This is a genomic window from Hydrocarboniphaga daqingensis (assembly GCF_900129825.1).
Lineage (GTDB): Bacteria > Pseudomonadota > Gammaproteobacteria > Nevskiales > Nevskiaceae > Hydrocarboniphaga > Hydrocarboniphaga daqingensis.
Window position 1 is genome coordinate 13,461 of the sequence record NZ_FQWZ01000002.1, and the last position, 26,920, is coordinate 40,380.

Below are 26,920 nucleotides of genomic sequence, written 5' to 3' on the forward strand. Positions count from 1 at the left end.
GCAGCTCTTGCGAATTCTGCAAAGATCGCGGCCATGGCCAAGTCATTCATGGGCGTCCGGGTGCAGCGTCTGCGCGAGGAGCGCGGCTTGAGCCAAGTGGCGCTTGCACGGCAACTCGGCATCTCGGCGAGCTATCTGAACCAGATCGAGCGCAACCAGCGGCCGCTGACGCTGGCGATCCAGCTGCGGATCAACGCGCAGTTCGACATCGACCTGCAGGCGTTTTCCGACAGCGACGAGGCGCACTTGATCGCCGATGTGCGCGACGTGCTGGCCGAGGCCGGCATGGAGGCCTTGTCGATGGCCGAGGCACGAGCCTTGGTGTCGAACACGCCGTCGGTGGCCCGCGCGATGATCGAACTGCACCGGCGCAACCGCGCCACCGCCGAGCGCGCCGACACGCTGGCCGCGCGCCTGGGCGACGGCCACAAGCTGGCCTCGTTCGCGCTGCCGGGCGTCCACGACGAGGTCCGCGACTACCTCAATCAACGCTACAACCACATCGCCGAACTCGACGAACCGGCCGAGGCGATCTTCAACGACAGCGGCATGGCGGTCGGCGATGTCGGCACCAAACTCGCGCAGCGGCTGGCGGAGCGCCACCAAGTCCAGGTTGCGCTGTGGCGTGGCGACGACGCGGCGCGGCAAGGCGCGCGCGCTTTCGACCCGGCAACCCGCACGCTGCGGCTGCCCGACCATCTGCGGCCTGGCCAGCAAGCGTTCCAGATGGCGGTGCAGCTGGCACATCTGGAACTGAGCAGCACGCTCGACCGCCTGATCCGCGACGGCGGGTTTTCCAGCGCCGAGTCGATGCGGCTCGCGCGGATCGGCCTGGCGAATTACTTCGCTGGCGCGCTGGTGATGCCCTACCAGGCGTTTCTGCAATCGGCTGAAGATCTCGGCTACGACATCGAGCGGCTGTCCAACCGCTTCGGCGTCGGCTTCGAAGCGGTCTGCCATCGGCTGTCCACGCTGCAGCGGCCCGGCGCGCCGGGCCTGCCGTTCTTTTTCGTCCGCGTCGACCGTGCCGGCAATGTCAGCAAGCGCCATTCAGCCGCGGATTTTCATTTTTCACGCGTCGGCGGCACCTGCCCGCTCTGGATCGTCTACGAAGCGTTCAGCCAGCCCGAGCGCGTGCTGACCCAGATCGCCGGCATGCCCGACGGGCGTCATTACTTCTGGATCGCACGCCAGGTGGTCAGCGGACCGGTCGGATTCGGCCGCCCTCAGAAAACCTTCGCCGTCGGCCTGGGCTGTGACCTGCGCCATGCACGGCGCCTGATCTATTCGCGCGGCCTGGACTTGTCGAACCCGTCCGCCGCGACGCCGATCGGCGTCGGCTGCAAAGTCTGCGAGCGCCATGCCTGCCCGCAGCGCGCCTCGCCGTCGTTGGTAGAACGCTGAACGCGCCGACGCATTACCGCATTACAATGGCGCCCCGCTTTTCCATCCGCAGCCGCACGGCCTGTCCGTCATGAATCGTTGGCGTCACTCCTGAGCCCCGCCTCCAGCCTCGCTGGAGCGCCTGTCCCCCGCCCGGCCTCGCGCCCGCGCCGACACCCTTTTTAGCCCGGATGACGTTCCATGCTGCTGATGATCGACAACTACGATTCGTTTACCTACAACCTGGTGCAGTATTTTGGCGAGCTGGGCGTCGAGGTGCAGGTGCACCGCAACGACCAGATCACCGTTGACCAAGTCGCCGCCTTGAATCCGCAGCACATCGTGCTGTCGCCGGGTCCGTGTACGCCGACCGAAGCCGGCATCTGCCTGGAGCTGATCGAACGCCTCGGCAAGACCGGCCGCTTCCCGATCCTCGGTGTCTGTCTGGGGCACCAGTCGATCGGCCAAGCCTTCGGCGGTGACGTGCGCCGTGCCCGCTCGGTAATGCACGGCAAGACGAGCCTGATTCACCACCAGGGCCAAGGTGTATTTCGCAACCTGCCATCGCCGTACACGGCGACGCGCTATCACTCGCTGATTGTCGAGCAGGACACGTTCCCGGCCGAACTGGAAGTCACGGCGTGGACGCAGCACGACGACGGTCGCCGCGATGAGGTCATGGGCCTGCGCCACCGCACGCTGGCGATCGAGGGCGTGCAGTTCCACCCCGAATCGATCCTGACCGAGCATGGCCACGCGCTGCTGAAGAACTTCGTGGAGCGAACCGCATGAGCATCACGCCGCAACAAGCGCTGACGCGGACGATCGAGCATCGCGAGATCTTCCACGACGAGATGATCGATCTGATGCGCCAGATCATGCGCGGCGATGTCTCTCCGGTGATGATCGCGGCGCTGCTGACCGGCTTGCGCGTCAAGAAGGAAACCATCGGCGAAATCGCCGCGGCGGCGATCGTGCTGCGCGAGTTCTCGCGCAAGGTCGTGTTGCCGCCCGATGCGCATTTCGTCGACGTGGTCGGCACCGGCGGCGACGGGGCCCACACGTTCAACATTTCAACCGCCGCCAGCTTCACGGCCGCAGCGGCCGGCGCGCGCGTCGCCAAGCACGGCAACCGCGGCGTTTCCAGCAAGAGCGGCGCCGCCGACGTGCTCGAATCGCTCGGCGCGGTGATCGAACTGGAACCCGAGCAAGTCGCCGCCTGCATCGCCGAGGTGGGCTTCGGCTTCATGTTTGCTCCGCGGCATCATCCGGCGATGAAAGTGGTGGCGCCGGTGCGCCGCGAACTGGGCGCAAGGACCATCTTCAATATCCTTGGCCCGCTGACCAATCCGGCCGATGCCCCCAACATGCTGATGGGCGTATTCCATCCCGATCTGGTCGGCATCCAGATTCGCGTGCTACAGCGGCTCGGCACACGCCGCGCGCTGGTGGTCTGGGGCAGCGACGGGCTTGATGAGATTTCGCTGGGCGGCGCAACCCGCGTAGGTGAACTGGCCGACGGCCAGATCCGCGAATACGAAATTCACCCGGAAGACTTCGGTATCGCGATGTCGGCAACCCGCAATCTGCGCGTTGCCGACGCCGATGAATCGCGGATCCGCTTGCTCGAAGCCCTGGCCGACGTGCCCGGTCCAGCGCGCGACATCGTCGCGCTCAATGCCGGCGCCGCACTGTATGCGGCCGGCGTGGCCGATTCGATCGCCGATGGCTTGGAACGGGCCCGCGCCGCCATCCGCACCGGCGCAGCACGCGCCAAACTCGACGACTACTTGCGTGTCACGCAGCGGCTGGGAGCCGCCACTCGATGAGCGACATTCTCGACACGATCCTGGCGCGTAAGCGCGAAGAGATCAGCGCGCTGCGCACGACCACGACGCTGGCCTCGCTGCGCGACCAAGCACGTGACCAAGACCCGCCGCGCGGCTTCTGCGCTGCACTGCGCCGCGCTGCGGTGCACGGGCCGGCCGTCATTGCCGAGATCAAACGTGCCTCACCGAGCAAGGGCCTGATCCGCGCCGATTTCGACGCCGCCTGGCTGGCGGCCGAATACGAGCAGGGCGGCGCGGCCTGCTTGTCGGTACTGACCGATCGCGACTTCTTTCAAGGCGGCGACGAGTACCTGATCGCCGCGCGCGCGGCGTGCGCGCTACCGGTGATCCGCAAAGACTTCCTGATCGACGAAATCCAGATCGTCCAAGCGCGCGCAATCGGTGCCGACTGCGTGCTGCTGATTGCCGGCGCGATGGACGCCGCCCAGCTCCGTCGCTTGCACGACATCGCCCGCGAACAATCATTGGACGTGCTGGTCGAGATTCACGACGCCGAAGAGCTGCAGCGGGTGATCGACGCCCAACTCGGCGAGGGCTTCCTGCTCGGCATCAACAACCGCAATCTGCGCACGTTCGAAACCCGGCTCGAGACCACGCTGGAGTTGCTCGACCGCTTGCCGGTCAGCGTCGAAGTCGTCACTGAAAGCGGCATTGCGCAACCGGCCGACGTCCAGCGGATGATGAAATCCGGCGTGCGGCGGTTCCTGGTCGGTGAGTCCCTGATGCGCCAGCCCAGCCCGGCAACCGCGCTGCGGCAGCTGATCGGCTAGGCCGAGCCGGAGCACCGGCTACGGCCGCTAGCGCGGCTTGTTCGTGACCAGCGGCACCTTCGGCGGACGCTCCTTGGGCTGGACGCCCAAGACCAGGATGCTGCGGCCCTGCGCCAGCAGGGTGCCGTCTTCTTCGAGCTTCTTGAGCACCCGACCGGCCATCTCGCGGGAACAGCCGATGATTCGCGCCAGTTCCTGGCGGCTGCACCGGACCATGGTGCCGCGCGGGTGCGCAACGGCATCAGGCTGCCGGCACAGTTCCAGCAGGGCATGGGCCAAGCGGCCTGCGACGTCGAGGAAGGCCAGGTCGCCCAGCCGGCGGCTGGTGTCTCGCAGCCGAACGGCCAACTGCCCGGCGACCTCGTACATGATCGCCGGATGCTGCGCCATGAAGGCACCGAAGGCGTGGTACCCGATTTCGGCAACCAGCGTCGGCACGCGCGTGCGGACGATGGCCGAGCGCCGGGGCTGATCCGGGAACAAACACATTTCACCGAAGAACTGGCCCGCATTGAGATAGGCCAGCACCATCTCGCGGCCGTCTTCGTCTTCGATCAAGATGCTGACCGAACCTTCCAGTATCAGATACAACGATGTGGGTTCGTCGCCGGCGTGGATCACCGTATGCTTCGGCGGCAACGTCCGCTTGTGGGCTTGCGCAATGAACGCTTGTACCGCGGGTTTCTGCAACACCATGGACATCCCCTTTCGACTCCAATCACGTCCTTCAAAACCGCTACGACTCGGGCTTTCCGCCCTGTTATTTCAACAATCTAGCACCCAAAACCGCTAACAACGCCCATCCGGAGATCACCTTGCAAGCACGCGTTAAATGGATCGAGAACGCCGCCTTCGTCGGCGAAACCGGCAGCAGCCATGGCGTGGTGATCGATGGCCCCGCCGAGATCGGAGGTCGCAACCTCGGCGCCCGTCCGATGGAGTTGATGCTGCTATCAGTGGGCTCCTGCTCCGCCGTTGACGTGCTGCACATCCTCAAGAAAGCACGCCAGCCGGTAACGGACTGTCATGTTGAGGTCGATGGTCAGCGCGCCGAAACGGAACCCAAGGTTTTTACTGATATTCATCTCAAGTTTGTCATCAGCGGCCGCGGCCTAAATGTGAACCACGTCAAACGAGCAGTGGAACTTTCGGCGGACAAATATTGCTCGGCATCGATCATGCTCAAGCGCGGCGGCGTCAACGTCACCCATAGCTACGAGGTCGTCGAGGCCGACAACCCGTGAAACCTGAGCGCGGCGGCGTGACATCACTGCCGCGCCGCTGTCATCGGATTCCCGCATAATGTCGCCCCTTCGCGTACGGGTCCGTATGCGACCCCTCCTTTTTTGCTCATCTCCCCGGGGATCTGTGGCGTGACCAAGCCGACCAACAATCCGAAACTCAAGCTGCTCGGGTTCAACAACCTGACCAAGACCTTGAGCTTCAACATTTACGACATCTGCTACGCGCGCAGCCCGCAGCACCAGCAGGAATACATCGAGTACATCGACGAGGCCTACAACGCCGAGCGTCTGACTGCGATCCTGACCGAGGTGGCGGACATCATCGGCGCCAACGTGCTCAACGTCGCCCGGCAGGACTACGACCCGCAGGGCGCGTCGGTCACGATGCTGATCTCCGAGGGTCACCTTGATGGCCTGCCGACGCCGGGCATGCCGGAGCCGGGCACCGAGATCGTCAAGGAATCGGTGGTGTCGCATCTTGACAAGAGCCACATCACGGTCCACACGTATCCGGAAACCCATCCGGACGCCGGCATCAGCACGTTCCGCGCTGATATCGACGTGTCCACCTGCGGCAAGATTTCGCCGCTGAAGGCCCTGAACTATCTGATCAAGAGCTTCGAGAGCGACATCGTGGTGATGGACTACCGCGTGCGCGGTTTCACCCGCAACGTACGCGGCATGAAGCACTTCATCGACCACAACGTCGACTCGATCCAGAACTTCATCAGCAAGAGCATCCGCGATCGTTACGACATGGTCGACGTCAACGTCTACCAGGAGAACATCTTCCACACGAAGATGCGTCTGAAGGAACTCGACCTCGATACCTACCTGTTCGGCGAAGGTGCCGCGGAGTTGCCGCCGCGCGAGTCCAAGCGGATCCGCGAGCGCGTCGACCATGAGATCATGGAAATCTTCTACGGCCGCAACATCCAGCGCTGAGCATCGGCTGACGGCCAGGCTCTTTCTTTAGATCGCGCCGCTATCTCCAAAGATTTTGATATTCCTTTTGTAACGGTGGGCTCCTATAGATGATGTCGGCGCCGTGGCAGTCAGGCCACGCGTCATTCAGGAGCCCACCATGCCGATTCACGCACTGACCCGCGCCTCGCGACCCGACACCGGCAGCGGTGCGACGTCGCATCACGGCGACGCCCATCGCATTGCACCGGGCCAGACCCAGACACCACGGGTCGACGTTTACAGCGAGCGGTTCGCCGGCACGCGCGTTTTGGTGGCACCGGGCTTGTTCGGGAGTGGCCCCGACCACTGGCAATCAGCCTGGCAGCGCCAGTTTCCCCGCTTCAGCCGCGTCGAGCAGGACGACTGGAGCTGGCCCAATCTGGAGCGCTGGTCACGCAAGGTCGTTGAGACCGCGATTGCGACCAACGAGTCGGTGGTGATCGTCGCCCACAGCTTCGGCTGCCTGGCGACCGTGCGAGCTTCGGTGTTCCAGAGCAATTTGATCGCCGGTGCGCTGTTGGTGGCCCCGGCCGACCCGGCGCGATTCCGCGTCGAAGACAAGTTGCCGAACGCGACACTGGACTTCCCGACGACCGTGGTCGCCAGCAGCAATGATCCGTGGATGCCGGTGGACAAGGCGCAGCGCTGGGCCGAACGCTGGGGAAGCGAGTTCGTTCGCCTCGACGACGCCGGGCACATCAATGTCAAATCAGGCTATCGCGAGTGGCCACAAGGGCTGGCGCTGCTGGACCAGCTCTGCGCTCGACTGCCCACGGCGGCCAAGCGCATGCCGCTACTGCAGTTGCTGCACTGACCCCAAGCGGCGGCCGCGGCCGAACCGATCAGAAGCGATAAGCAGCGGCCTTCATGACGCCGGCGACTTGATGCATCAGCCGCCGGACCGGCGATGGCAAGGGCTTGCCGCCGAGGTCGCGGGCTTCACGCCCGTGACGCTGCTCGTCGCTGCGCATCGCATGGATCACCGCGCGACTGCGCATGTCATCGGCCGGCAGCCGCTGAAGATGGTCGTCGAGATGCTCGGCGACCTGCTTCTCGGTTTCTTCAACGAAGCCCAGGCTCCAGCGGTCCCCCGCGATACCGGCCGCCGCGCCCATCACAAACGAGCCGGCGTACCACAGTGGCTGTAGCACGCTGGGCTTGGCGCCCAGCTCGTTGAGGCGCTGCTCGCACCACTGCAGGTGCGCACGCTCCTCGTCGGCCGCGTGCAATAGGTGCTCGCGGATCGCCGGGTCGCGCGATGCCAGCGCCTGGCCGTGATACAGCGCTTGGGCGGCCACTTCACCGGCATGATTGACGCGCATCAGCCCGGCGGCGTGCCGGCGCTCGGGGTCGGTCAGTGTCGTCGTCGGCAGATCACCGCCCGGACTCGGCGGCGACGGAGGAATCTTCGATGCCGGCCGCGTCAGCCCGGCGAGGCGTTGCTGCAAGCCGATCAGCATGCGGTCGGCACCGCTGTAGTGGCGCAGCGATTCCGAAGTACCTGTGCGGCTCATGGTGTCGTTCACGGTCGGGATCCGTTTGGAGAGGTGTCGCCAGAGGGCGGGGTCAGCTCGATTTTCTGCGGCTCGCCCAGAAACTTGGGGCGGGTCCGCAAAACAAAAAGGTCGAGCACGGCCTTGACCCGAGCAAACACCTCACGCAAGTACGGCTGGAAGCGGGGGCCCGGCCCCGGTGCCGCGTACGCTGCGATCCGCATGTTGATCTTCTTGCCGATGAATACCGCGCGGTACGCGTGGTACTCCTGCGTGATCACGGTGACGCGATCTAGGCCGAATACGTCGCGCGCGCGCGCGACAGAATCGAGCGTCCGCAGTCCGGCGAAATCCATCGTGATGACGTTGTCGGGGATACCGGCCTTGACCAGCTCGCGGCGCATTTGCCGAGGCTCGTTATAGGTGTCGTCGGGGTTGGCCCCGCTGACGATGATGTGCCGGATCTTGCCGATCTGATACAGCTGCACGGCCGCTTCGATGCGCCCGTAAAAATGCGGGTTGGGTTTGCCGCTGCCGGTGTACGGACTGGTGCCGAGCACCAGTCCAACATCATTTTCCGGCAGCAGCGCCCAATTGCGATACACGTAGGCGTCGGTGCTGTTGATGACCCAGCGATTGGCAAGCAGGGTCAGCAGACCGACCGCGATCAGCGTGGTCCAGCCAAGGCGCCACAGACGGCGCCGCAGTCGTTTCAGGCGAAGAGTTGCCACAGCATCCTGAGCATGAGGGCCAATTGTGCGGCCCAGAACGTGGCGCGGATCAGAACCAGAAACTGGTTGGTGCCGATCAGATGCGCCACGCTCTGACCGATACGGGCATAGAGCACCCAAACGGCAAAAGGTGCAATCGCGTCGAGGCGGCCGAGCACCTGCGCCGACAACACGATCACGCCGAATACCACCAGATTCTCGACGCAGTTGGCGTGGGCGTCGCCGGCACGGATCGCGAAGGCCGACTCGTTCGCTGGACGGCTGCCGCGCGGCCAAGCGTTGATCGGCGTACCCGTCAGCAGGCGAAAGCCGCGATACGAAAACACCAGCAACACCATCAGCAACGTCCAGCCGGCAAAGCCAAGCAAAGCGTGAATCGCACCCATGTCTGTTCTCCCTTGTGGTTATGTCCTACTGCGCGAGGCCGCATCCTAGTCGAAAGGCCGCGCGACGGCGCCCCCCTCTGCGCCGGCTCAGTGACCCAGGCGGCGCATGCCCTGTTCGAGGCCGGACAGCGTCAGCGGGAACATCCGGTCGGCGCCGATCAGCTTCTGCACGATACCCACCGACGGCGTGTACTCCCAGCGCTGCTCGGCATCGGGATTGAACCAGACCAGATGCGGATAGGCGTTCATCAGCCGCTGCATCCACACGGCGCCGGCTTCCTCGTTCCAGTGCTCGACGCTGCCGCCGGGCTGGACGATCTCGTACGGGCTCATCGCCGCGTCACCGACGAACACGATCTTGTAGTCGGGCGTGTATTTGCGCAGCACGTCGTACATCGGAATGCGCTCGCCGTGGCGGCGCAGATTGTCCTTCCAGACGCTCTCGTAGATGAAGTTGTGGAAGTAGTAGTACTCCAGGTGCTTGAACTCGCTCTTGGCCGCCGAGAACAGTTCTTCGCAGACGCGCACGTAGGGGTCCATCGAGCCGCCGATGTCCAGAAACAGCAGCACCTTGGCCGCGTTGCGGCGCTCGGGAACCATCTTCAGGTCGAGATAGCCGGCGTTGCGCGCCGTGCTGCGGATCGTGTCGTCGAGATCGAGCTGGTCGGCCGCACCTTCGCGGGCAAAGCGGCGCAGGCGGCGCAGCGCGATCTTGATGTTGCGCGTGCCGAGTTCGACGTTGTCGTCGAGATTCTTGAAGTCGCGCTTTTCCCACACCTTGGCCGCACGCTTCTGGCCCCCTTCGCCGCCGATGCGCACGCCCTCGGGGTTGTAGCCGCTGTTGCCGAAGGGGCTGGTGCCGCCGGTGCCGACCCATTTGCTGCCGCCCTGGTGACGTTCCTTCTGCTCTTCGAGTCGCTGCTTGAGCGTCTCCATCAGCTGGTCGAGGCCGCCGAGGGCCTGGATCTTGGCCTTCTCCTCGTCGGTCAGCAGCTTGTCGGCCTGCTTGCGCAGCCAATCCTCGGGAATGCTGGTGCCGAAGGTTTCGCCGGTGACGGCTTCGATGCCCTTGAAGTAGGCCGCAAACGCGCGATCGAAGCGGTCATACTGACTTTCGTCTTTGACCAACGTGACGCGCGCCAAGTGATAGAAGTCGTCGATCGAGAAGATCGCGACATGCTTGGACAGCGCTTCGAGCAGGGTCAGAAATTCCGACAGCGCCGTTTTCAGGCCCGCGGCACGCAGCGTGAAGAAGAACGAGAACAGCATGGTTCAGGTCGGTCCGGGTGGATCCAGCGGTCGTCGCATTGTACGCAAGGGCGCCGTTGCCAGCCCGCTGTCGCCAACAGGCTTGATCACGGCCGACGAAATGGCGGCCGCAGAACGGCATTTGTCCAAGGCCTGCCCGGTGATGAAGCGGCTGATCAAAACCCATGGCCGCTGCACGATCGGCCAGAGCCCGCGCGACCCATTCCATGTGCTGTGCACGTCGATCATCAGCCAGCAGCTGTCGGTCAAAGCAGCCGATACGATCCAGGCGCGCGTCGCCGCTGCCGTGCTCGACCGCGCGGCGCACACCGGCGGCTTCGTACCAGCGCATTTCATCGACGTCGAGCATTCGCTACTGCGCAGCGCCGGTCTGTCGAATGCCAAGGCCACATGGCTGATCGGGATCGCGCAGCGGGTCCATCGCGGCGAGTTCAGCTTTGCTGCGCTCGACCAGATGGAAGACGAAGCCGCGATCGAGGCGCTCGACGCGCTGCCCGGCATCGGTCGATGGACGGCCGAGATGTACCTGATGTTTGCTTTAGCCAGGCGCGACATCTTTTCGCTGGGCGATGTGGGACTGCGCAATGGCGTCAACCGGCTGTTCAACGCCGGAGAGAAGCTCGACGACGACGCGACCCGCGCCGTGGCGACACGCTGGGCACCGTACCGGTCGATCGCCAGCTGGTACTTGTGGCGCGCGATGGAAGCGGCGCCGAAAGTCGGATGAGGCGGCGCGATTACCAGGCGCGCTGGTAGGGCTCTGGCACCGGCATGGCCACGCCGAGCGCCTTGGCCGCGTGGTATGGCCAGTACGGATCGCGCAGCAGCTCGCGGGCCATCAGCACCAGGTCCGCATCGCCGGATGCAACGATCGCTTCGGCCTGCTGCGGCTCGGTGATCATGCCGACCGCGCCGGTGGCGATATCCGCCTCGCGACGGATGCGGGCCGCAAACGGCACTTGATAGCCAGGCCCGACCGGGATCCGCACTTTGGGCAAATTGCCGCCGCTGGAGACATCGATCAGGTCGACACCCATGTGCTTGACCCGCCGCGCCAGCTCGATGCTCTGCTCGATGTCCCAACCGCCGTCGTCAAGCCAATCGGTGGCCGATATCCGCAGCATCAGCGGCAGGCGTTCCGGCCACACCGCGCGGACCGCCGCGATCACATCCAGCGTCAGGCGAATGCGGTTGTCGAAGCTGCCGCCGTAATCGTCGTCGCGCTGATTGCTCAGCGGTGACAGGAATTCGTGCAGCAGATAGCCGTGAGCGCCGTGCAGTTCGATCAGTTCGAAGCCGGCGGCCAGCGCGCGCTGCGCGGCCAAAGCAAAGCTTGCGACCAGATCGGGCAACTCCGACGCCGTTAGCGCACGCGGCGTCTTGTAGGCCGCGTCGAAAGCCACGGCACTGGGCGCGACGATCGGCGACCAGCCGCCCTGATCCGGCGCCAGCGCAGCGCCACCTCGCCAAGGCAGATCCATGCTGGCCTTGCGACCGGCATGCGCCAACTGGATGCCCGGCACCGCGCCGGCCTGACGGATGAAACGCGTGATCGGCGCCCAGGCGTCGATGTGCTCGTCGCGATACAAGCCGGTATCGCCCGGCGAGATGCGGCCCCGCGCTTCGACAGCCGAGGCCTCTGCGATGACCAAACCGGCGCCGCCGATCGCGCGACTGCCCAGATGCACCTGATGCCAGGCATTGGGCGACCCGTCGACGGCGCGGTACTGGCACATCGGCGACACCGCGATGCGGTTGCGCAGCGTCAGACCGCGCAGCGGGAATGGATCGAAGAGGCGACTCATTTGAGGCTCCGAATACGAAGGCTTTGGCTCGGATTCCGGGCCGGCAACGGCGCCGCGCAAGGCGGTTCCCGATCAGCTCAGCCTGAAAGGCCCTCACCCGTCGCTGCGCGACACCCTCTCCTGGCGGGAGGGGGTAAGGCTACGCTGATTGCCGTGGCCGCCGTTAGGCGATCCGCTGGGTCGGCTGACGCCAACGGCAGAAGCGTCGCACCGCCCCGCTTGCCTCTCCCTCCGGGAGAGGTCGACGCGCATAGCGCGTCGGGTGAGGGCGTCTGAACTCAGCGCCCATCTGCGAGACCCTCACCCGTCGCTACGCGACACCCTCTCCCGCAGGGAGAGGGCAAAGCCGAGCTAGTTGCCGCGACGGGCCATGAAGGCGATGCGCTCGAACAGATGGACGTCCTGCTCGTTCTTCAACAGCGCGCCGTACAGAGGCGGCAGCGACTTTTTGTTGGCGGTATCCCGCAGCACGGCGGGATCGATGTCTTCGGCCATCAGCAGCTTGAGCCAGTCGAGCAGTTCGGACGTCGACGGCTTCTTCTTCAAACCCGGCAGTTCACGCAGGCCGAAGAACACTTCCATCGCTTCCTTGACGAGGTTCTTCTTCAGCTCGGGGAAATGGACGTCGACGATCTTCTGCATCGTGTCCTTGTCCGGGAAGCGGATGTAGTGGAAGAAGCAGCGGCGCAGAAACGCATCCGGCAGTTCTTTCTCGTTGTTGGACGTGATGATGATGATCGGCCGACGTTTCGCCTTGATCGTCTGCTTGGTCTCGTAGACGTAAAACTCCATCTGGTCGAGTTCACGCAGCAGGTCGTTCGGGAACTCGATGTCGGCTTTGTCGATCTCGTCGATCAGCAGCACCGGCTGCTGGTCGGATTCGAAGCATTCCCACAGCTTGCCCTTGATGATGTAGTTGGCGATGTCCTTGACCTTGGAATCGCCAAGCTGCGAATCACGCAGCCGCGACACGGCGTCGTATTCGTACAAGCCATGCTGGGCCTTGGTTGTGGACTTGATCGCCCAGTCGAGGAACGGGCGGTTGAGTGCACGCGCCACTTCCTGCGCCAGCTGGGTCTTACCGGTGCCCGGCTCGCCTTTGACCAGCAGCGGACGACCGAGCGTGACCGCGGCGTTGACCGCCATCGTCAGATCGTCGGTGGCGACGTAGTTTTCATTGCCTTCGAAACGCACGGCGATTCCTTGGAGTTATCGATTGGAGAACGACGCGCCGAGTCTAAAGGACGATCGGCGCATCCGGCAGTTCGTTGCCGACATCAGCTCGGTCGGGAGGATGGCGGGCGAGCAGATCAGCCGCTGCCTCGATGCCGGCGACCGCGCCTTCGGCGAAGCGCCCGGCAGCGAAATGCTGCTCCATCACCCGGCAGCACGCTTCCCATTCGGACTGCGGTACACGACCGCCGGCAACGCCGCGATCCGCGACAATTTCAACGTCGCGGTCAGCCAACAGCACATAGATCAGCACGCCGTTGCGGTGCTCGGTATCCCAAACCCGATACTGCGCGAACAGGTCGATCGCGCGATCGCGCGGCGACAGGCCGGCCAGCACGTCGGCAGGCGAAAGACCGGCTTCGACGATGAAGCGGATTTCGCCAGGGTGACGCGCCTCGCAGCGCGCAACGGCAGCTTGAATCTGCGCCAGAACTGACGGTGGAAAGCGACGCCGCGTATCCCAGCGGCCGGCGATCAGATGCCGGATGAATCGAGACCAACGCGATCTGGGCTTTGCCATCACCAGTCCCCCGACGCGCCGCCGCCACCAAATCCACCACCGCCGCCGCCAAACCCACCGCCACCAAATCCGCCGCGCCCGCCGCCCAGCCCACCGATCATCATGCCGTCGAGCAGCGAGTTTCGGCGGCCGCGGCGGCCACCACCTCCGCTAACGACGATCACGAACGCAACGAAGGCATAGAACAGCGCGGCAGCCACGCCGACGAGCGCGATGCCGACCAAGCCCGACACCAGCAGTGCGGAGCCCCCGCCGGCCACGCGGTTGGTTGCGGCGCGAACGGCAAAGCCGACGAGCACGCCGAGGACGATCGCCAGCATCCCCAACGGCGGCAGTTCGCTTCCGGCGCTGCTGCTGGCGCCGCGTTGCGCCGCCGGCTCTGGCAAGGCCTCGCCATCGATAACGGCGATCATCGCGTCGATCCCGGCGGAAATACCGGCGTTGTAATCGCCGGAACGAAACGGCGGCGTGATGATCTCCCGAATGATGCGCTTGGCGGTCACGTCCGGCAGCGCACCTTCGAGCCCGTAGCCGACCTCGATACGCAGCTTGCGGTCGTCACGCGCGATCAACAGGATCGCGCCGTCATCAACGGCGCTGCGGCCGATCTTCCAAGCTTCGGCGACACGGATCGAATACTGCTCGATGGTTTCGTCGCCAGTCGACGGCACGATCAACACGGCGATCTGCGCACCCTTGCGTGCCTCAAAGGCCGCCAACCGCGACTCAAGTTCAGCGCGCTGGCCCTCGGTGAGCATGCCCGTGGTGTCGGTCACGCGCGCGGTCAGCGACGGCACCGGCACGACATCGGCCGCTGCCAGCAGCGGAAACAGCGCCAGCAGCAGCGCCATCCAATATCGACGGATCAACACGCTAGGCGCCGTTTACTTGCCGAAATCGACCTGGGGCGGCTTGGCGATCTCGCCTTCGTTCTCGACCTTGAAGTTGGGCTTGACCTGGTGGCCGAACATTTTCGCCGTGAGGTTGGCGGGGAACGAGCGCACGGTGACGTTGTAGGTCTGCACCGCGTCGATGTAGCGCTTGCGTGCCACGGTGATCCGGTTTTCGGTGCCTTCCAACTGCGCCTGCAGGTCACGGAATGCCGCATCCGACTTCAGGTTTGGATAGTTCTCGGTCACGACCAGCAGCCGCGACAATGCCGACGTCAGCCGGCCCTGCGCCTGCTGGAACTGCTCGAACGCGGCCGGGTCGTTGACCAACTCCGGCGTTGCATTGATGCCGCCGACACGGGCACGCGCCTCGGTCACTTCGGTCAGCACCGACTTTTCCTGCTCGGCATAGCCTTTGACCGTGCTGACGAGATTCGGCACCAGATCGGCTCGCCGCTGATACTGGTTCAGCACTTCCGACCACGCGGCCGTCACCGCCTCATCCTGAGCCTGGATCTTGTTGTAGCCGCAGCCCGACAGGCCCGCGGCCAGCAACACCGTGACCACCATCATCCAAAGTTTTTTCATGTTGCTCGTCATCCCTAGTGTCGCCCAACAAAAAAGCCGCACCCGCAGACTATGCGGGTGCGGCTGACGCTTTCCAAGCTGACGCCGTGGATCAGGCCTTGGCGCGCTGCTCCAGCGCTTCCACCGCCGGCAGGGTCTTGCCTTCGAGGAATTCGAGAAACGCGCCGCCCGCCGTCGAGATGTAACCGACGTCCTTTTCGATGCCGAACTTGGCAATGGCCGCCACCGTGTCGCCACCACCGGCGATCGACATCGCGCTGGACTGCGCGATCGCCTTGGCCAGTGACGCAGTGCCGGCGGCGAAAGCGTCGAACTCGAACACGCCGACCGGGCCGTTCCAGACGATCGTGCCGGCCTTGGCCATCACGTCGGCCAGCAGCGCCGAGGTCTTGGGGCCGATGTCCAGAATCAGATCGTCGTCGGCAACGTCGGTCGAGGCTTTGACAGTCGCGACCGCATCGGCAGCAAAAGTCTTGGCGGTGACCACATCGACCGGAATCGGCACCGAGGCGCCGCGTGCGGCCAGCTTGTCGATGATCCGCTTGGCTTCCGGCACCAGATCCTTTTCAGCCAGCGACTTGCCGATCGGCAGGCCGGCCGCGAGCAGGAAGGTGTTGGCGATGCCACCGCCGACGACCAGCTGGTCGACCTTGTCGGCCAATGCATCGAGGATCGTCAGCTTGGTGCTGACCTTGGACCCGCCGACGATGGCCACCAGCGGCCGCTTCGGGCTCAGCAGCGCAGCGCCGAGCGCTTCGAGTTCGGCCGCAACCAGCGGGCCGGCGCACGCGATCGGCGCCGCCAGCGCCAGCGCGTGGGTCGTGGCTTCGGCGCGATGCGCGGTACCGAAGGCGTCGTTAGCGTAGACGTCGCACAGCTTGGCCATCTTGGCGGCCAACTCGGCGCTGTTCTTCTTCTCGCCCTTGTTGCAGCGGCAGTTTTCGAGCAGCACCACCTCGCCCGGCTTGACGGTGAAGCCGCCGTCGACCCAGTTGGCGATCAGGCGTACGTCCTGCCCGAGCAGTTCGCTCATGCGCTTGGCGATCGGTGCCAGCGAATCGGCGGGCTTGAACTCGCCTTCGGTCGGGCGGCCCAGATGGCTGGTGACCATCACGGCCGCGCCCTTGCCGAGCGCGAGCTTGATGCCGGGAATCGAGGCACGGATGCGCGTGTCTTCGGTGATGGCGCCGCTGTCGTCCTGCGGCACGTTGAGGTCGGCGCGGATGAACACGCGCTGGTTGGTCAGATCAAGATCGGCGAGACGGAGAAATTTCATGTTCAACACTCTCTGGAAGCGAAAAACCCCTCCGGCGAAGGAGGGGCTTGTTGTGTAGCCGGCCGTTTACTTGGCGGCGACGACGCGCACCATTTCCAGGCACTTGTTGGAATAGCCCCACTCGTTGTCGTACCAGCTGACCAGCTTGACGAACGTGGTGTCGAGCTGGATGCCGGCGTCGGCATCGAAGATCGACGTGCGGGCATCGCCACGGAAGTCGGTGGCCACAACCTTGTCTTCGGTGTAGCCGAGCACGCCCTTGAGCGCGCCTTCGCTCTGCGCCTTCATTTCAGCGCAGATTTCGGCGTAGGTCGCCGGCTTCTCGAGTTCGGCGGTCAGGTCGACGACCGACACGTCGGAGGTCGGCACGCGGAACGACATGCCGGTGAGCTTCTTGTTCAACTCCGGAATGACGACGCCGACGGCCTTGGCCGCGCCGGTGCTCGACGGAATGATGTTCTCGAGAATGCCGCGGCCGCCGCGCCAGTCCTTGCTGCTCGGACCGTCGACGGTCTTCTGCGTGGCCGTGGTCGCGTGCACCGTGGTCATCAAGCCGCGCTTGATGCCCCACTTGTCGTTCAGCACCTTGGCCAGCGGCGCGAGGCAGTTGGTCGTGCACGAGGCGTTCGACACGATCGCCTGGCCGGCATAGGTCTTGTGGTTGACGCCGTAGACGAACATGGGGGTGTCATCCTTCGACGGCGCGGACAGGATCACCTTCTTGGCGCCGGCATCCAGATGCTTCTGCGCGGTGACCTTGTCGAGGAACAGGCCGGTGGATTCGATGACCACGTAGGCACCGACGTCGGCCCACTTGAGCGCGGCCGGATCGCGTTCCTGCGTCAGGCGGATCTTCTTGCCGTTGACCAGCAGCGCGCCGCCTTCGATGGCGATCTCGCCCTTGAAATGACCATGCACGGAATCGTACTTGAGCATGTAGGCGAGGTAGTCCGGATCGAGCAGATCGTTGATGGCGACGATTTCGATGTCACCGCCGAAGTTCTGCACCGCTGCGCGCAGCACGTTACGGCCGATGCGGCCGAAGCCATTGATGCCTACTTTCACTGCCATGTCTCGATCCTCTTAGCTTGTTGTGACGTTGACTCGGATTCGTTCAGCCCAGCAGGGCTTGAACGCGGGAAACGATATTGCGAACCGTCAGACCAAAGTGCTCGAACAGCGCCGGCGCCGGCGCCGATTCGCCAAAGGTGTCGACGCCGATCACATCGCCGTCATCACCGACAAAACCGCGCCAGTAATGCGTGACGCCGGCTTCAACGGCCAAACGCTTGCTGTTCTTGGGCAACACGCTGCTGCGGTAGGCGGCGTCCTGCTTCAGGAAACGCTCGGCGCAGGGCATCGACACGACACGGACCGCAACCCCGAGATCGGCCAACTGCCGCGCTGCGTCGATTGCGATCGACACTTCCGAGCCGGTGGCGATAATGATCGCCTGCGGCTCACCGACCGGCTGATGAACGACGTAGCCACCACGCAAGATCTGCTCGGCCTGGCCAGCAGGGTGCGGCAACGGCGGCAGGTTCTGCCGCGACAGCGCCAGCGCCGTCGGGCCATCGCGACGTTCGATTGCCGCCTGCCACGCCAGCGCGGTTTCGAATGCATCGGCCGGGCGCCAGGTTTCCAGATTCGGGATCAACCGCAGCGAAGAGACGTGCTCTACCGGCTGGTGCGTCGGCCCGTCTTCGCCCAAGCCGATCGAATCATGCGTGAACACGTGGATCACGCCGATCTTCATCAGCGCGGCCATGCGAACTGCGTTACGCGAGTAGTCGCTGAAGACCAGGAACGTGCCGCCAAACGGCAGCAAGCCGCCATGCAGCGCCATGCCGTTCATCGCCGCGGCCATCGCGAACTCGCGGACACCGTACGACAGGTAATTGCCGTGGACGCGTGCCGGCTTGGACGTCAGCGCGCCTTCCCAACGGGTCAGGTTGGAGTCGGTCAAGTCGGCGGAACCGCCGAGGAACTCCGGCAAATGCGGTGCGATCAGATTCAACGCGTTCTGCGAGCTCTTGCGCGTGGCGACCGGCTTGTCAACGGCCATCGCGGCAGCCTGCAGTTTGGCGACGGTGGCGGACCAGTCGTCCGGCAGGCGACCGTCGATGCGGCGGCGCAACTCGGCCGCTTCTTTCGGGTACTCGGCCGCGTAACGGTCGAACAGCGCGTTCCAGACGCGCTGCGCGGTGGCCCCCTTTTCAACCTTGTTCCAGCCGTCGCGGATGTCCTGCGGAATCTCGAACGGCGCGTGCGGCCAGCCCAGCTGCTCGCGAGTCTTGGTGATTTCGTCAGCGCCCAGCGGCGCGCCGTGCGATGACTCCTTGCCGGCTTTGTTCGGCGAGCCCCAGCCAATGATCGTCTTGCAGCAGATCAGCGTCGGCTTGTCGGCCGAAGCCCGGGCCGTTTCGATCGCCGTCTTGATCTCGTGCGGATTGTGGCCGTCGACATTGCGGACCACCTGCCAGCCATAGGCTTCGAAACGGCCTGGTGTGTCGTCGGCGAACCAGTCATGCACCTCGCCATCGATCGAGATGTTGTTGTCGTCGTAGAACACGATCAGCTTGCCAAGGCCCAGCGTACCGGCCAGCGAGCAGGCTTCGTGGCTGATGCCCTCCATCAAGCAGCCGTCGCCGGCGAAGACGTAGGTGTAGTGGTCGACGACCGGGAAGCCGTCGCGGTTGAACTGCCAGGCGAGCACGCTTTCGGCGATGGCCATGCCGACCGCATTGGCGAGTCCCTGGCCCAGGGGACCGGTGGTCGTTTCGACGCCAGCGGTAACGAACTGCTCTGGGTGCCCCGGCGTCTTGCTCTTGAGCTGCCGGAAGTTCTTCAGGTCGTCGATCGACAGGTCATAGCCGGCAAGGTGCAACAGCGAATACAGCAGCATCGAACCGTGTCCGTTGGACACGACGAAACGATCGCGGTTGAACCACTTGGGATCGGCCGGGTGGTGCGACAGAAAGTCGTTCCACAGCACCTCGGCAATGTCGGCCATCCCCATCGGCATGCCGGGGTGGCCGGAGTTGGCTTTTTGAACCGCATCCATCGAAAGGGCGCGGATCGCGTTGGCAAGGTCGAGACGTGTAGGCATCAGCTGGGGACCAAGAGGACGACGGGATACAGTCGGAACCCGCGGCGCGGTGCGCGGTGCAGGCGTCCGATCTGCATTCGCAAACGACGAGGCCGGCAGATCGCCGGCCTCAATTCACGTTTGCACGAAAACCAACCACTTACAGGTCGAAGCTGGCGTCGAGCGGCTCGAGATCGACCTTAGGCTGCTGAATTGCCGGCAGGTCTTGCTCGGCCAGCACGTCCTTGCTGACATGACCATCGGCGATTTCGCGCAGCGACAGCACGGTGGACTTGTGATTGCCCCAAGGCAAACGGGCCTCGGCGCCACGAGCGAGCTGACGGGCACGCTTGGCAGCCACCAGCGTCAGTTCAAACTGGTTCGGGATCTTTTCGAGGCAATCTTCGACGGTAACGCGGGCCATGTACGCCACTCTGGCAGCGGAAAAGGGCGGCGAGTTTAGCCGATATGGCGGGGTGAGGCCAGCAGATCGGCGATCAGTGCGGCGCGGGTCGCTCGCTGCCGTGGTGCCCGCAGCCGACGAGCCAGCAGTACAGCAGCCAGTTCGGCCACGGCGCGGTCGAAGTCTTCGTTGATTACCACAAAGTCGTATTCATCGTGATGCGACATCTCGGCGCGGGCAGCCGCCATCCGAGCCGCAATTACATCGTCGCTGTCCTGACCACGGCCGCGAAGCCGTCGCTCCAGTTCGGCGGCTGACGGCGGCAGGATGAAAATGCTTGTGACTTCAGGGTGTTGCTGCCGAACCTGGCGCGCACCCTGCCAGTCGATGTCCAAAATTACGTCGAGGCCAGCCGTCAGCAGTGCGTCGGTCCGCTGGCGTCCGGTGCCGTAATGGCGGCCAAACACTTCAGCGTGTTCCAGAAACTCACCGGCATCTGCCATCGCGCGAAACGTTGGCACATCGACGAAATGGTAGTGAACGCCCTGCTCCTCACCCGGGCGCGGCGCACGAGTGGTGTACGAAACCGATATCTCTGCCGGCGCATTGTGCTGCGCCAAGTACGGAATCAGCGCGCGACTGAGGCTGGTTTTACCGCCGCCCGAAGGCGCTGACAGGATGAACAGACCGCCGGTTGTAGTGACTGGAGAGCTCACGAGCATTTCATAGGAGCGCAGCGCGCGGCGGCGCAGTGTGCGGGCAAACGGCCGCTATCGGAAGACCCCGCACTACTCGAGGTTTTGGACCTGCTCGCGCATCTGCTCGATCAGCACCTTCATTTCAACCGCGTGCTGCGTCATTTCAGCGTCTTGCGACTTCGACGACAGGGTGTTGGCCTCGCGGTTGAGTTCCTGCATCAGGAAGTCGAGTCGCCGGCCGACTGGCTCTGGTCGGGTGAGTGCGGCGCGCACTTCCACCAGGTGAGAGAGCAGCCTGGATAATTCCTCGTCGACGTCCAGGCGCTGCAATGCGACCACCAATTCCTGCTCGAAACGTCCTGGATCAAGCTCGACGTTCAAGTCAGCCGCCTTGGATCGCAGTCGATCCCACCACTGCGCGCGGACCACCGCATAACGGGCGCGGACCTTGGTAATCAGGTCGTCGATCAACACGCATCGGTCGATCAGCAGCTGCGCCAGACGCTCGCCTTCGCGGGCGCGCATGTCGGTGAATTCGGCTAGAGCGTGGTCAAACAGGTCGCGTACAGCGCGGTTCAGTGCGCTGGCATCGGCGGGCAGATCGCGCGTAACGCCCGGATACGACAGCACTTTTAGTGCGTCAGGGAGAGCGACGGCAGTGATTTGCTGCGAGATCAGATCCAGCGCGGACGTCAGTGCGGCCAAGCGATCGAGGTCAATTTCGATCGTCCCCATGCCGCTGCCGGCCGGTTGATAACGAAGGCCGCATTCGACTTTGCCTCTCGCCAAATGGGTAGACGCTTGCGCTCTGAACTCGTTTTCGAGCGAGCGGACGTCGTCGGGAAGCTTGAACTGAAGGTCGAGATAGCGGTGATTGACCCCGCGGATTTCCCAACTCAACCGTCCCCAAGGGCCCTGAGAGTCGACACGGGCGTATCCGGTCATGCTGCGGATCATGGGCGTCGATCGGTTAGTAGTGGTAGGGCTGCAACCCAGGCGTCAGCCAGCGTCGGCCGCTGTGTCGGGGTGCGTGAAACAAAAACCGCCGAGCAACCCGGACGATGCGCAGTCCGGGTTTCGGCGGCGGTGCTAAACAACGGGCGGCAGATGCCGCCCCGCGATCTAGACGATCGGCGTCGGCGCAGGGGCCAGTGCCGGCTCGACAGGCTCGACGATCGGGGCGACGACTTTCTTCACCGTCTTGCGTGCCTTCTTGGCAACGACTTTGGCCTTGCCGACGACCTTCTTCACGACGCCCTTGGCCTTCTTGACGACTTTCTTGGCAGCGCCCTTCTTGGCGGCGGCTTTCTTGACGACCTTCTTGACGACCTTCTTCGCGCCCTTCTTGGTCGCGACTTTCTTGGCGGCGCCCTTCTTGGCAGCTGCCTTCTTCGCAACCTTCTTGACGGCCTTCTTTGCGGACTTCTTCGGCGCTGCCTTCTTGGCGGCCACTTTCTTCGTCACTTTCTTGACGGCTTTCTTGGCCGTCTTCTTGGACGCCTTCTTTGCCGAGGACTTCTTCGCTGCTTTGGATTTCACCGCCATGTGTCTATCCTCCGTCTATCGAGACGTTCCCACACTGTTGAGATTAAGCTAACGAAGAACCCATTCTTCGCTATTTTGGAACTTTACGCAATTGGCCAGAAAAGTCAATCCTCTCTCACAATCCTTTGGATTTCGAGGGCTTGTAAGTGGTTTGTGGCTGAGCTTTGCGTTTGGATACGCCTCACAGGGGACTGCAGCGGGGTCTGGTTCGGATACGCAGCTGCTGTCGTATCGGATCGTCAATCAGTTTCCGCATGACATCCGGCATTTCACTCAGGGCCTTGAGATCGATTCCGGCATTCTGTGGGAGAGCACCGGCGGATACGGCCGGTCGGGTGTCTACAAGAAGACGCTTAGAGCTGGCGCCGCTGAGGCGACTTCAGCGGTGGATCTTCCGCCAGCGGTGTTTGGGGAGGGTCTTACGGCAGCAATGGGGCGGATCTTCGTACTGACGTGGCGAGAAGGCCTCGCATTCTCGTTCGACCGACAGCTGAGAGACACCAAGCTATTCAGGTTGCGGCGCGAAGGCTGGGGATTGACGCATATGCCGACACTGGCCGGCGAACGCTTGGTCAGTAGTGACGGCAGTTCTCGACTTTATTTCCTGCGAGCGGACACATGGGAAGAGACGGGAAGCTTAGACGTCAGTGACCGAGGTGAGCCGGTGCGTCGTCTAAATGAGCTCGAATACGCGCGAGGCGAACTGTACGCCAACGTATGGCAAAGCAGCCGGGTCGCGGTGATTCAACCAGGGACGGGTAAAGTCCGGGCGTGGATCGACTTCAGCAGACTCGAAGCAATGCTAAACAAGCCGAGCACGTGGGACGCAGGTGAGCATGTGCTGAACGGAATCGCATATGACGCTGATTCAGGTCACTTTTTCGTGACCGGGAAATGCTGGCCGAGCCTGTTCGAAGTTGACGTGATGCCGTGAGATGCCCGTTGAGCTGGCGGTTATCGCAGCTCAACGGGCATGTAGCTGACAACTACTTCTCGCTGAATTTCAGCTTGTCCTTGTTGCGTTCGCCGGTTTTCTTGCCCCAGCCTTTGACGCGTTTGTCGAGATCTTCAACGCTGGTAAATGGCGCTTTTTCGCGTTCTTTGACGATCGCAAGCGACATTTTCTCGCCGACGCCATCAAGTTCCTTGGCGATGGTCTTGGCGTCAGCCGTATTGATGTTGACGGCCGCCGATACAAGGTCCGCGGCCAGCAGTAACGCGAAGCCCGCTAGAAGCGGGAGGATTGAACGGTTCATTGGAGCCCCCTAGTGCGACCGCGAATCGCGGCTGAGTCAGGTTCTCGCCTCGTCTTGGCCTCGCCCGTGTCGAATTTCACAGTCCTGCGATGTGCTTCGTCGATCACTTCACAGTTCATCAACACAGCCGAGGACTTCGTAGGGTTTGATCAAATCCTTCGGACAAAAGAAAACCCCCGAGCATTGACTCGGGGGTTTGGGTTTAAGAGCCTGGCAGTGTCCTACTCTCGCATGGTCTCGCCACACTATCATCGGCGCTGAGTCGTTTCACTTCCGTGTTCGGGATGGGAACGGGTGGTTCCAACTCGCTAATGCCGCCAGGCAAACTGGCTGAGTTCTTGGTTTATCAGGTCCAAGAAGCTCGAATTTGGTTTGTAGTCAACACATGTTGCACGTAAGCGATTGTTCTCAATGGCTCAAGGTGCGTATGACGGTTAAAAAATGCTTGAGCGTTATATGGTCAAGCCTCACGAGCAATTAGTACACCTTAGCTACACGCATTACTGCGCTTCCACATGGTGCCTATCAACCTCCTAGTCTAGAAGGGCTCTTTAGGGCGCTTAAAGCGCCGCGAAGTCTCATCTTGAGGTGGGCTTCCCGCTTAGATGCTTTCAGCGGTTATCCCGTCCGTATTTAGCTACCCAGCGATGCCACTGGCGTGACAACTGGAACACCAGAGATACGTTCAACCCGGTCCTCTCGTACTAAGGTCAACTCCTCTCAAACTTCGAACGCCCACGGCAGATAGGGACCGAACTGTCTCACGACGTTCTGAACCCAGCTCGCGTACCACTTTAACCGGCGAACAGCCGGACCCTTGGGACCTGCTACAGCCCCAGGATGTGATGAGCCGACATCGAGGTGCCAAACACTGCCGTCGATATGGACTCTTGGGCAGTATCAGCCTGTTATCCCCGGAGTACCTTTTATCCGTTGAGCGATGGCCCTTCCATACAGAACCACCGGATCACTTACACCTACTTTCGTATCTGCTCGACTTGTTTGTCTCGCAGTTAAGCTACCTTATGCGTATGCACTCAAAAGCGCGATTTCCGACCGCGCTGAGGTAACCTTCGCACTCCTCCGTTACTCTTTGGGAGGAGACCGCCCCAGTCAAACTACCCGCCATGCAATGTCCCTACTCTGGATAACAGAGCGAGGTTAGAACTTCGAGTTTATCAGGGTGGTATTTCAAGGTTGCCTCCACCAGAACTGGCGTCCTGGCTTCAAAGGCTCCCACCTATCCTACACAAACAAACTCAAAATCCAATGCAAAGTTGTAGTAAAGGTTCACGGGGTCTTTCCGTCTTGCCGCGGGAACACTGCATCGTCACAGCAATTTCAATTTCACTGAGCCTCGGATGGAGACAGTGGGGCTATCGTTACTCCATTCGTGCAGGTCGGAACTTACCCGACAAGGAATTTCGCTACCTTAGGACCGTTATAGTTACGGCCGCCGTTTACTGGGGCTTCGATCAAGAGCTTTGGCTTGCGCCTAACCCCATCAATTAACCTTCCAGCACCGGGCAGGAGTCACACCCTATACGTCCACTTTCGTGTTTGCAGAGTGCTGTGTTTTTGATAAACAGTCGCAACCCCCTCTTCACTGCGGCCTGCTTGCGCAGGCGTACCTTATCCCGAAGTTACGGTACTAATTTGCCGAGTTCCTTCACCCGAGTTGTCTCAAACGCCTGAGGATACTCTCCTCGCCCACCTGTGTCGGTTTGGGGTACGGCTTCCTGTTACCTGAAGCTTAGAGACTTTTCTTGGGAGCTGAGTATCAGTTACTTCGGTCCAAAAGGACCTCGTCATCACGCCTCAGCTAAGCTCTCCGGATTTGCCTAAAGAGCACGCCTAAACGCTTAAACCACCATCCAACAGGTGGCCAACCTAACTTTCTCCGTCATCCCATCGCAGTAACAGCAAGTGCAGGAATATTAGCCTGCTTTCCATCGACTACGCCTCTCGGCCTCGCCTTAGGAGCCGACTCACCCTGCGCCGAATAACGTTGCGCAGGAAACCTTGGGCTTACGGCGGAACGGTTTTTCACCGTTCTTATCGTTACTCATGTCAGCATTCGCACTTCTGATACCTCCAGCCCCCCTTACGAGAGACCTTCGCAGGCTTACAGAACGCTCCTCTACCACGCGTATTGCTACGCATCCGCAGCTTCGGTACTCGGCTTAGCCCCGTTACATCTTCCGCGCGGGCCGACTCGACCAGTGAGCTATTACGCTTTCTTTAAATGATGGCTGCTTCTAAGCCAACATCCTGGCTGTCTATGACTTCCCACATCGTTTACCACTTAGCCGAAATTTAGGGACCTTAGCTGGCGGTCTGGGTTGTTTCCCTCTTCACGATGAAATTTAGCTCCCACCGTGTGTCTCCCGTGATTGAACTTGCCGGTATTCGGAGTTTGCAACGATTTGGTAAGGACTTGTGTCCCCCCTAGTCGTAACAGTGCTCTACCCCCGGCAGTTAGACACGAGGCGCTACCTCAATAGCTTTCGAGGAGAACCAGCTATCACCCGCCTTGATTAGCCTTTCACTCCTATCCACACCTCATCTCCGGCTTTTTCAACAGACGTGAGTTCGGGCCTCCATTGTGTGTTACCACAACTTCACCCTGGACATGGATAGATCGACGGGTTTCGGGTCTACAGCCTGCTACTAATCGCCCTATTAAGACTCGGTTTCCCTACGGCTCCCCTATACGGTTAGCCTCGCAACAGACTAGTAAGTCGCTGACCCATTATACAAAAGGTACGCAGTCACTCTTTCGAGCTCCTACTGCTTGTATGCATGCGGTTTCAGGTTCTATTTCACTCCCCTCTCCGGGGTTCTTTTCGCCTTTCCCTCACGGTACTGGTTCACTATCGGTCGGCAACGAGTATTTAGCCTTGGAGGATGGTCCCCCCATGTTCAGACAAGGTTTCACGTGCCTCGCCCTACTCAATTTCATATGTTTGGCCTTTCGCATACGGGACTATCACCCTGTATCGCCGGACTTTCCAGACCGTTCTGCTAGGTTTCACATACTTTTGGGCTGATCCGCGTTCGCTCGCCACTACTAGCGGAATCTCGGTTGATTTCTTTTCCTCCGGGTACTTAGATGTTTCAGTTCTCCGGGTTTGCTTCCCTTGCGGGATACTCCTAAGAGTGGGTTGCCCCATTCGGAAACCGCTGGATCAAAGCCTGTTTGCTGGCTCCCCAACGCTATCGCAAGCTACTGCGTCCTTCATCGCCTGTTGCCGCCAAGGCATCCACCACATGCACTTGGTCACTTGACCATATAACCTCAAACATTCTTCCGAATCATGAAGTTATATTTACTACATAACGATATTTTTTCGCCGTCAAAGCACCTTGGGCATTGAGAACAATGTGATTCACTAAAAATGAACTACATGTCACGCTTACAGTGTTGACTACAAACCTAATTGTTAAAGAACAAGAGAAACCCGATTCCTCGGATTCAACAAAACGCCCTCTCACGAAGAGGCTTTGTTGAATCAAGAGAGATACA

General features: G+C 62.2%; 27 protein-coding genes and 2 rRNA genes. 9 read left to right on the forward strand and 20 right to left on the reverse strand.

Annotated features, from left to right (window positions below):
- The first annotated feature begins 33 nt into the window (after window positions 1-33).
- The 4 genes from BUB09_RS03115 to trpC all read left to right on the forward strand — a co-directional run bounded on the left by BUB09_RS03115 (window position 34) and on the right by trpC (window position 4,003).
- The gene (locus tag BUB09_RS03115) at window positions 34-1,404 is read left to right on the forward strand and encodes a short-chain fatty acyl-CoA regulator family protein (protein ID WP_072894146.1); all 1,371 of its coding nucleotides are present in this window, start codon (window positions 34-36) and stop codon (window positions 1,402-1,404) included.
- A gap of 180 nt (window positions 1,405-1,584) precedes the next feature.
- On the forward strand, window positions 1,585-2,175 hold the full coding sequence (locus BUB09_RS03120; RefSeq protein ID WP_072894149.1) for an anthranilate synthase component II: 591 nt from the start codon (window positions 1,585-1,587) through the stop codon (window positions 2,173-2,175).
- Window positions 2,172-3,212, forward strand: coding sequence for an anthranilate phosphoribosyltransferase (gene trpD, locus BUB09_RS03125; RefSeq protein ID WP_072894152.1), 1,041 nt, complete (start codon window positions 2,172-2,174; stop codon window positions 3,210-3,212). The genes BUB09_RS03120 and trpD overlap by 4 nt, the downstream gene beginning before the upstream one ends.
- Window positions 3,209-4,003: an indole-3-glycerol phosphate synthase TrpC gene (gene trpC / locus BUB09_RS03130; protein WP_072894155.1), complete on the forward strand. Its 795-nt coding sequence runs from the start codon at window positions 3,209-3,211 to the stop codon at window positions 4,001-4,003. Before trpD ends, trpC begins: the two co-directional genes overlap by 4 nt.
- 27 nt (window positions 4,004-4,030) lie before the next feature.
- Here trpC and crp read toward each other — a convergent pair whose 3' ends face one another.
- Complete coding sequence (gene crp / locus BUB09_RS03135; RefSeq protein WP_072894158.1) at window positions 4,031-4,705, reverse strand: cAMP-activated global transcriptional regulator CRP; 675 nt, start codon at window positions 4,703-4,705, stop codon at window positions 4,031-4,033.
- Window positions 4,706-4,818: 113 nt separating this feature from the next.
- Between crp and BUB09_RS03140 the strand changes: the two genes are divergently transcribed.
- The 3 genes from BUB09_RS03140 (at window position 4,819) to BUB09_RS03150 (ending at window position 7,027) form a co-directional block, all read left to right on the forward strand.
- On the forward strand, window positions 4,819-5,247 hold the full coding sequence (locus tag BUB09_RS03140) for an OsmC family protein (RefSeq protein WP_072894161.1): 429 nt from the start codon (window positions 4,819-4,821) through the stop codon (window positions 5,245-5,247).
- Between the two features lie 120 nt (window positions 5,248-5,367).
- Complete coding sequence (gene speD, locus BUB09_RS03145) at window positions 5,368-6,192, forward strand: adenosylmethionine decarboxylase (protein WP_072895363.1); 825 nt, start codon at window positions 5,368-5,370, stop codon at window positions 6,190-6,192.
- Window positions 6,193-6,331: 139 nt separating this feature from the next.
- On the forward strand, window positions 6,332-7,027 hold the full coding sequence (locus BUB09_RS03150; RefSeq protein ID WP_084083132.1) for an RBBP9/YdeN family alpha/beta hydrolase: 696 nt from the start codon (window positions 6,332-6,334) through the stop codon (window positions 7,025-7,027).
- Window positions 7,028-7,055: 28 nt separating this feature from the next.
- On the opposite strand, the gene coq7 is transcribed toward BUB09_RS03150, so the two are convergent.
- From coq7 to BUB09_RS03170, 4 genes are all read right to left on the reverse strand, one after another.
- On the reverse strand, window positions 7,056-7,727 hold the full coding sequence (gene coq7 / locus BUB09_RS03155; protein ID WP_072894163.1) for a 2-polyprenyl-3-methyl-6-methoxy-1,4-benzoquinone monooxygenase: 672 nt from the start codon (window positions 7,725-7,727) through the stop codon (window positions 7,056-7,058).
- An 8-nt stretch (window positions 7,728-7,735) separates the two neighbouring features.
- Window positions 7,736-8,437: a SanA/YdcF family protein gene (locus BUB09_RS03160; protein WP_072894166.1), complete on the reverse strand. Its 702-nt coding sequence runs from the start codon at window positions 8,435-8,437 to the stop codon at window positions 7,736-7,738.
- Window positions 8,419-8,823: an MAPEG family protein gene (locus BUB09_RS03165; protein ID WP_072894169.1), complete on the reverse strand. Its 405-nt coding sequence runs from the start codon at window positions 8,821-8,823 to the stop codon at window positions 8,419-8,421. The genes BUB09_RS03160 and BUB09_RS03165 overlap by 19 nt, the downstream gene beginning before the upstream one ends.
- An 87-nt stretch (window positions 8,824-8,910) precedes the next feature.
- On the reverse strand, window positions 8,911-10,092 hold the full coding sequence (locus tag BUB09_RS03170) for a vWA domain-containing protein (protein ID WP_072894172.1): 1,182 nt from the start codon (window positions 10,090-10,092) through the stop codon (window positions 8,911-8,913).
- Here BUB09_RS03170 and BUB09_RS03175 point away from each other — a divergent pair.
- Entirely contained in the window at window positions 10,091-10,819 is a 729-nt protein-coding gene (locus BUB09_RS03175) for a DNA-3-methyladenine glycosylase family protein (RefSeq protein WP_084083133.1), read from the forward strand. The genes BUB09_RS03170 and BUB09_RS03175 overlap by 2 nt on opposite strands.
- 10 nt (window positions 10,820-10,829) lie before the next feature.
- Here BUB09_RS03175 and BUB09_RS03180 read toward each other — a convergent pair whose 3' ends face one another.
- The 12 genes from BUB09_RS03180 to BUB09_RS03235 all read right to left on the reverse strand — a co-directional run bounded on the left by BUB09_RS03180 (window position 10,830) and on the right by BUB09_RS03235 (window position 22,138).
- Window positions 10,830-11,897, reverse strand: coding sequence for an NADH:flavin oxidoreductase/NADH oxidase (locus BUB09_RS03180; protein WP_072894174.1), 1,068 nt, complete (start codon window positions 11,895-11,897; stop codon window positions 10,830-10,832).
- A gap of 351 nt (window positions 11,898-12,248) precedes the next feature.
- The gene (locus BUB09_RS03185; protein ID WP_139250131.1) at window positions 12,249-13,043 is read right to left on the reverse strand and encodes an AAA family ATPase; all 795 of its coding nucleotides are present in this window, start codon (window positions 13,041-13,043) and stop codon (window positions 12,249-12,251) included.
- Window positions 13,044-13,134: 91 nt separating this feature from the next.
- Window positions 13,135-13,650 (reverse strand): TPM domain-containing protein, encoded by a 516-nt coding sequence (locus tag BUB09_RS03190; RefSeq protein WP_072894180.1) that lies wholly within the window; start codon window positions 13,648-13,650, stop codon window positions 13,135-13,137.
- Window positions 13,650-14,522, reverse strand: a complete 873-nt coding sequence (locus tag BUB09_RS03195) for a TPM domain-containing protein (RefSeq protein WP_245793098.1) — start codon at window positions 14,520-14,522, stop codon at window positions 13,650-13,652. The genes BUB09_RS03190 and BUB09_RS03195 overlap by 1 nt, the downstream gene beginning before the upstream one ends.
- 12 nt (window positions 14,523-14,534) lie before the next feature.
- The gene (locus tag BUB09_RS03200) at window positions 14,535-15,128 is read right to left on the reverse strand and encodes a LemA family protein (RefSeq protein ID WP_072895371.1); all 594 of its coding nucleotides are present in this window, start codon (window positions 15,126-15,128) and stop codon (window positions 14,535-14,537) included.
- Window positions 15,129-15,219: 91 nt separating this feature from the next.
- Window positions 15,220-16,404 (reverse strand): phosphoglycerate kinase, encoded by a 1,185-nt coding sequence (locus BUB09_RS03205; RefSeq protein ID WP_072894185.1) that lies wholly within the window; start codon window positions 16,402-16,404, stop codon window positions 15,220-15,222.
- A gap of 66 nt (window positions 16,405-16,470) precedes the next feature.
- Window positions 16,471-17,475, reverse strand: a complete 1,005-nt coding sequence (gene gap, locus BUB09_RS03210; protein WP_072894188.1) for a type I glyceraldehyde-3-phosphate dehydrogenase — start codon at window positions 17,473-17,475, stop codon at window positions 16,471-16,473.
- Between the two features lie 43 nt (window positions 17,476-17,518).
- The gene (gene tkt / locus BUB09_RS03215; RefSeq protein ID WP_072894190.1) at window positions 17,519-19,513 is read right to left on the reverse strand and encodes a transketolase; all 1,995 of its coding nucleotides are present in this window, start codon (window positions 19,511-19,513) and stop codon (window positions 17,519-17,521) included.
- Between the two features lie 139 nt (window positions 19,514-19,652).
- Window positions 19,653-19,916, reverse strand: a complete 264-nt coding sequence (rpoZ, locus tag BUB09_RS03220) for a DNA-directed RNA polymerase subunit omega (protein WP_072894192.1) — start codon at window positions 19,914-19,916, stop codon at window positions 19,653-19,655.
- Between the two features lie 35 nt (window positions 19,917-19,951).
- Window positions 19,952-20,617: a guanylate kinase gene (gene gmk / locus BUB09_RS03225; RefSeq protein ID WP_175550098.1), complete on the reverse strand. Its 666-nt coding sequence runs from the start codon at window positions 20,615-20,617 to the stop codon at window positions 19,952-19,954.
- A 66-nt stretch (window positions 20,618-20,683) separates the two neighbouring features.
- Window positions 20,684-21,550 carry a YicC/YloC family endoribonuclease gene (locus BUB09_RS03230; RefSeq protein ID WP_072894194.1) on the reverse strand — a complete coding sequence of 289 codons (867 nt, stop codon included), beginning with the start codon at window positions 21,548-21,550 and terminating at the stop codon, window positions 20,684-20,686.
- Between the two features lie 165 nt (window positions 21,551-21,715).
- Window positions 21,716-22,138 (reverse strand): hypothetical protein, encoded by a 423-nt coding sequence (locus BUB09_RS03235; protein ID WP_072894197.1) that lies wholly within the window; start codon window positions 22,136-22,138, stop codon window positions 21,716-21,718.
- A gap of 91 nt (window positions 22,139-22,229) precedes the next feature.
- Between BUB09_RS03235 and BUB09_RS03240 the strand changes: the two genes are divergently transcribed.
- Complete coding sequence (locus BUB09_RS03240) at window positions 22,230-23,072, forward strand: glutaminyl-peptide cyclotransferase (RefSeq protein WP_084083134.1); 843 nt, start codon at window positions 22,230-22,232, stop codon at window positions 23,070-23,072.
- A 52-nt stretch (window positions 23,073-23,124) separates the two neighbouring features.
- Here the strand turns inward: BUB09_RS03240 and BUB09_RS03245 are convergent, their stop codons facing one another.
- The 3 genes from BUB09_RS03245 to BUB09_RS03255 form a co-directional block, all read right to left on the reverse strand.
- Window positions 23,125-23,394 carry a ComEA family DNA-binding protein gene (locus BUB09_RS03245; protein ID WP_072894200.1) on the reverse strand — a complete coding sequence of 90 codons (270 nt, stop codon included), beginning with the start codon at window positions 23,392-23,394 and terminating at the stop codon, window positions 23,125-23,127.
- Between the two features lie 208 nt (window positions 23,395-23,602).
- A 5S ribosomal RNA gene (rrf, locus tag BUB09_RS03250) occupies window positions 23,603-23,716 on the reverse strand.
- A 134-nt stretch (window positions 23,717-23,850) separates the two neighbouring features.
- A 23S ribosomal RNA gene (locus tag BUB09_RS03255) occupies window positions 23,851-26,684 on the reverse strand.
- Window positions 26,685-26,920: the final 236 nt, after the last annotated feature.

Coding starts and splice junctions, on each gene's coding strand:
- BUB09_RS03115 (WP_072894146.1), top strand. CDS start 34: ATGGCCAAGTCATTCATGGGCGTCCGGGTGCAGCGTCTGCGCGAGGAG.
- BUB09_RS03120 (WP_072894149.1), top strand. CDS start 1,585: ATGCTGCTGATGATCGACAACTACGATTCGTTTACCTACAACCTGGTG.
- trpD (WP_072894152.1), top strand. CDS start 2,172: ATGAGCATCACGCCGCAACAAGCGCTGACGCGGACGATCGAGCATCGC.
- trpC (WP_072894155.1), top strand. CDS start 3,209: ATGAGCGACATTCTCGACACGATCCTGGCGCGTAAGCGCGAAGAGATC.
- crp (WP_072894158.1), bottom strand. CDS start 4,705: ATGTCCATGGTGTTGCAGAAACCCGCGGTACAAGCGTTCATTGCGCAA.
- BUB09_RS03150 (WP_084083132.1), top strand. CDS start 6,332: ATGCCGATTCACGCACTGACCCGCGCCTCGCGACCCGACACCGGCAGC.
- coq7 (WP_072894163.1), bottom strand. CDS start 7,727: ATGAGCCGCACAGGTACTTCGGAATCGCTGCGCCACTACAGCGGTGCC.
- BUB09_RS03165 (WP_072894169.1), bottom strand. CDS start 8,823: ATGGGTGCGATTCACGCTTTGCTTGGCTTTGCCGGCTGGACGTTGCTG.
- BUB09_RS03175 (WP_084083133.1), top strand. CDS start 10,091: ATGGTTCAGGTCGGTCCGGGTGGATCCAGCGGTCGTCGCATTGTACGC.
- BUB09_RS03170 (WP_072894172.1), bottom strand. CDS start 10,092: ATGCTGTTCTCGTTCTTCTTCACGCTGCGTGCCGCGGGCCTGAAAACG.
- BUB09_RS03180 (WP_072894174.1), bottom strand. CDS start 11,897: ATGAGTCGCCTCTTCGATCCATTCCCGCTGCGCGGTCTGACGCTGCGC.
- BUB09_RS03185 (WP_139250131.1), bottom strand. CDS start 13,043: ATGGCGGTCAACGCCGCGGTCACGCTCGGTCGTCCGCTGCTGGTCAAA.
- BUB09_RS03190 (WP_072894180.1), bottom strand. CDS start 13,650: ATGGCAAAGCCCAGATCGCGTTGGTCTCGATTCATCCGGCATCTGATC.
- BUB09_RS03200 (WP_072895371.1), bottom strand. CDS start 15,128: ATGAAAAAACTTTGGATGATGGTGGTCACGGTGTTGCTGGCCGCGGGC.
- BUB09_RS03205 (WP_072894185.1), bottom strand. CDS start 16,404: ATGAAATTTCTCCGTCTCGCCGATCTTGATCTGACCAACCAGCGCGTG.
- gap (WP_072894188.1), bottom strand. CDS start 17,475: ATGGCAGTGAAAGTAGGCATCAATGGCTTCGGCCGCATCGGCCGTAAC.
- tkt (WP_072894190.1), bottom strand. CDS start 19,513: ATGCCTACACGTCTCGACCTTGCCAACGCGATCCGCGCCCTTTCGATG.
- rpoZ (WP_072894192.1), bottom strand. CDS start 19,916: ATGGCCCGCGTTACCGTCGAAGATTGCCTCGAAAAGATCCCGAACCAG.
- gmk (WP_175550098.1), bottom strand. CDS start 20,617: ATGCTCGTGAGCTCTCCAGTCACTACAACCGGCGGTCTGTTCATCCTG.
- BUB09_RS03230 (WP_072894194.1), bottom strand. CDS start 21,550: ATGATCCGCAGCATGACCGGATACGCCCGTGTCGACTCTCAGGGCCCT.
- BUB09_RS03235 (WP_072894197.1), bottom strand. CDS start 22,138: ATGGCGGTGAAATCCAAAGCAGCGAAGAAGTCCTCGGCAAAGAAGGCG.
- BUB09_RS03245 (WP_072894200.1), bottom strand. CDS start 23,394: ATGAACCGTTCAATCCTCCCGCTTCTAGCGGGCTTCGCGTTACTGCTG.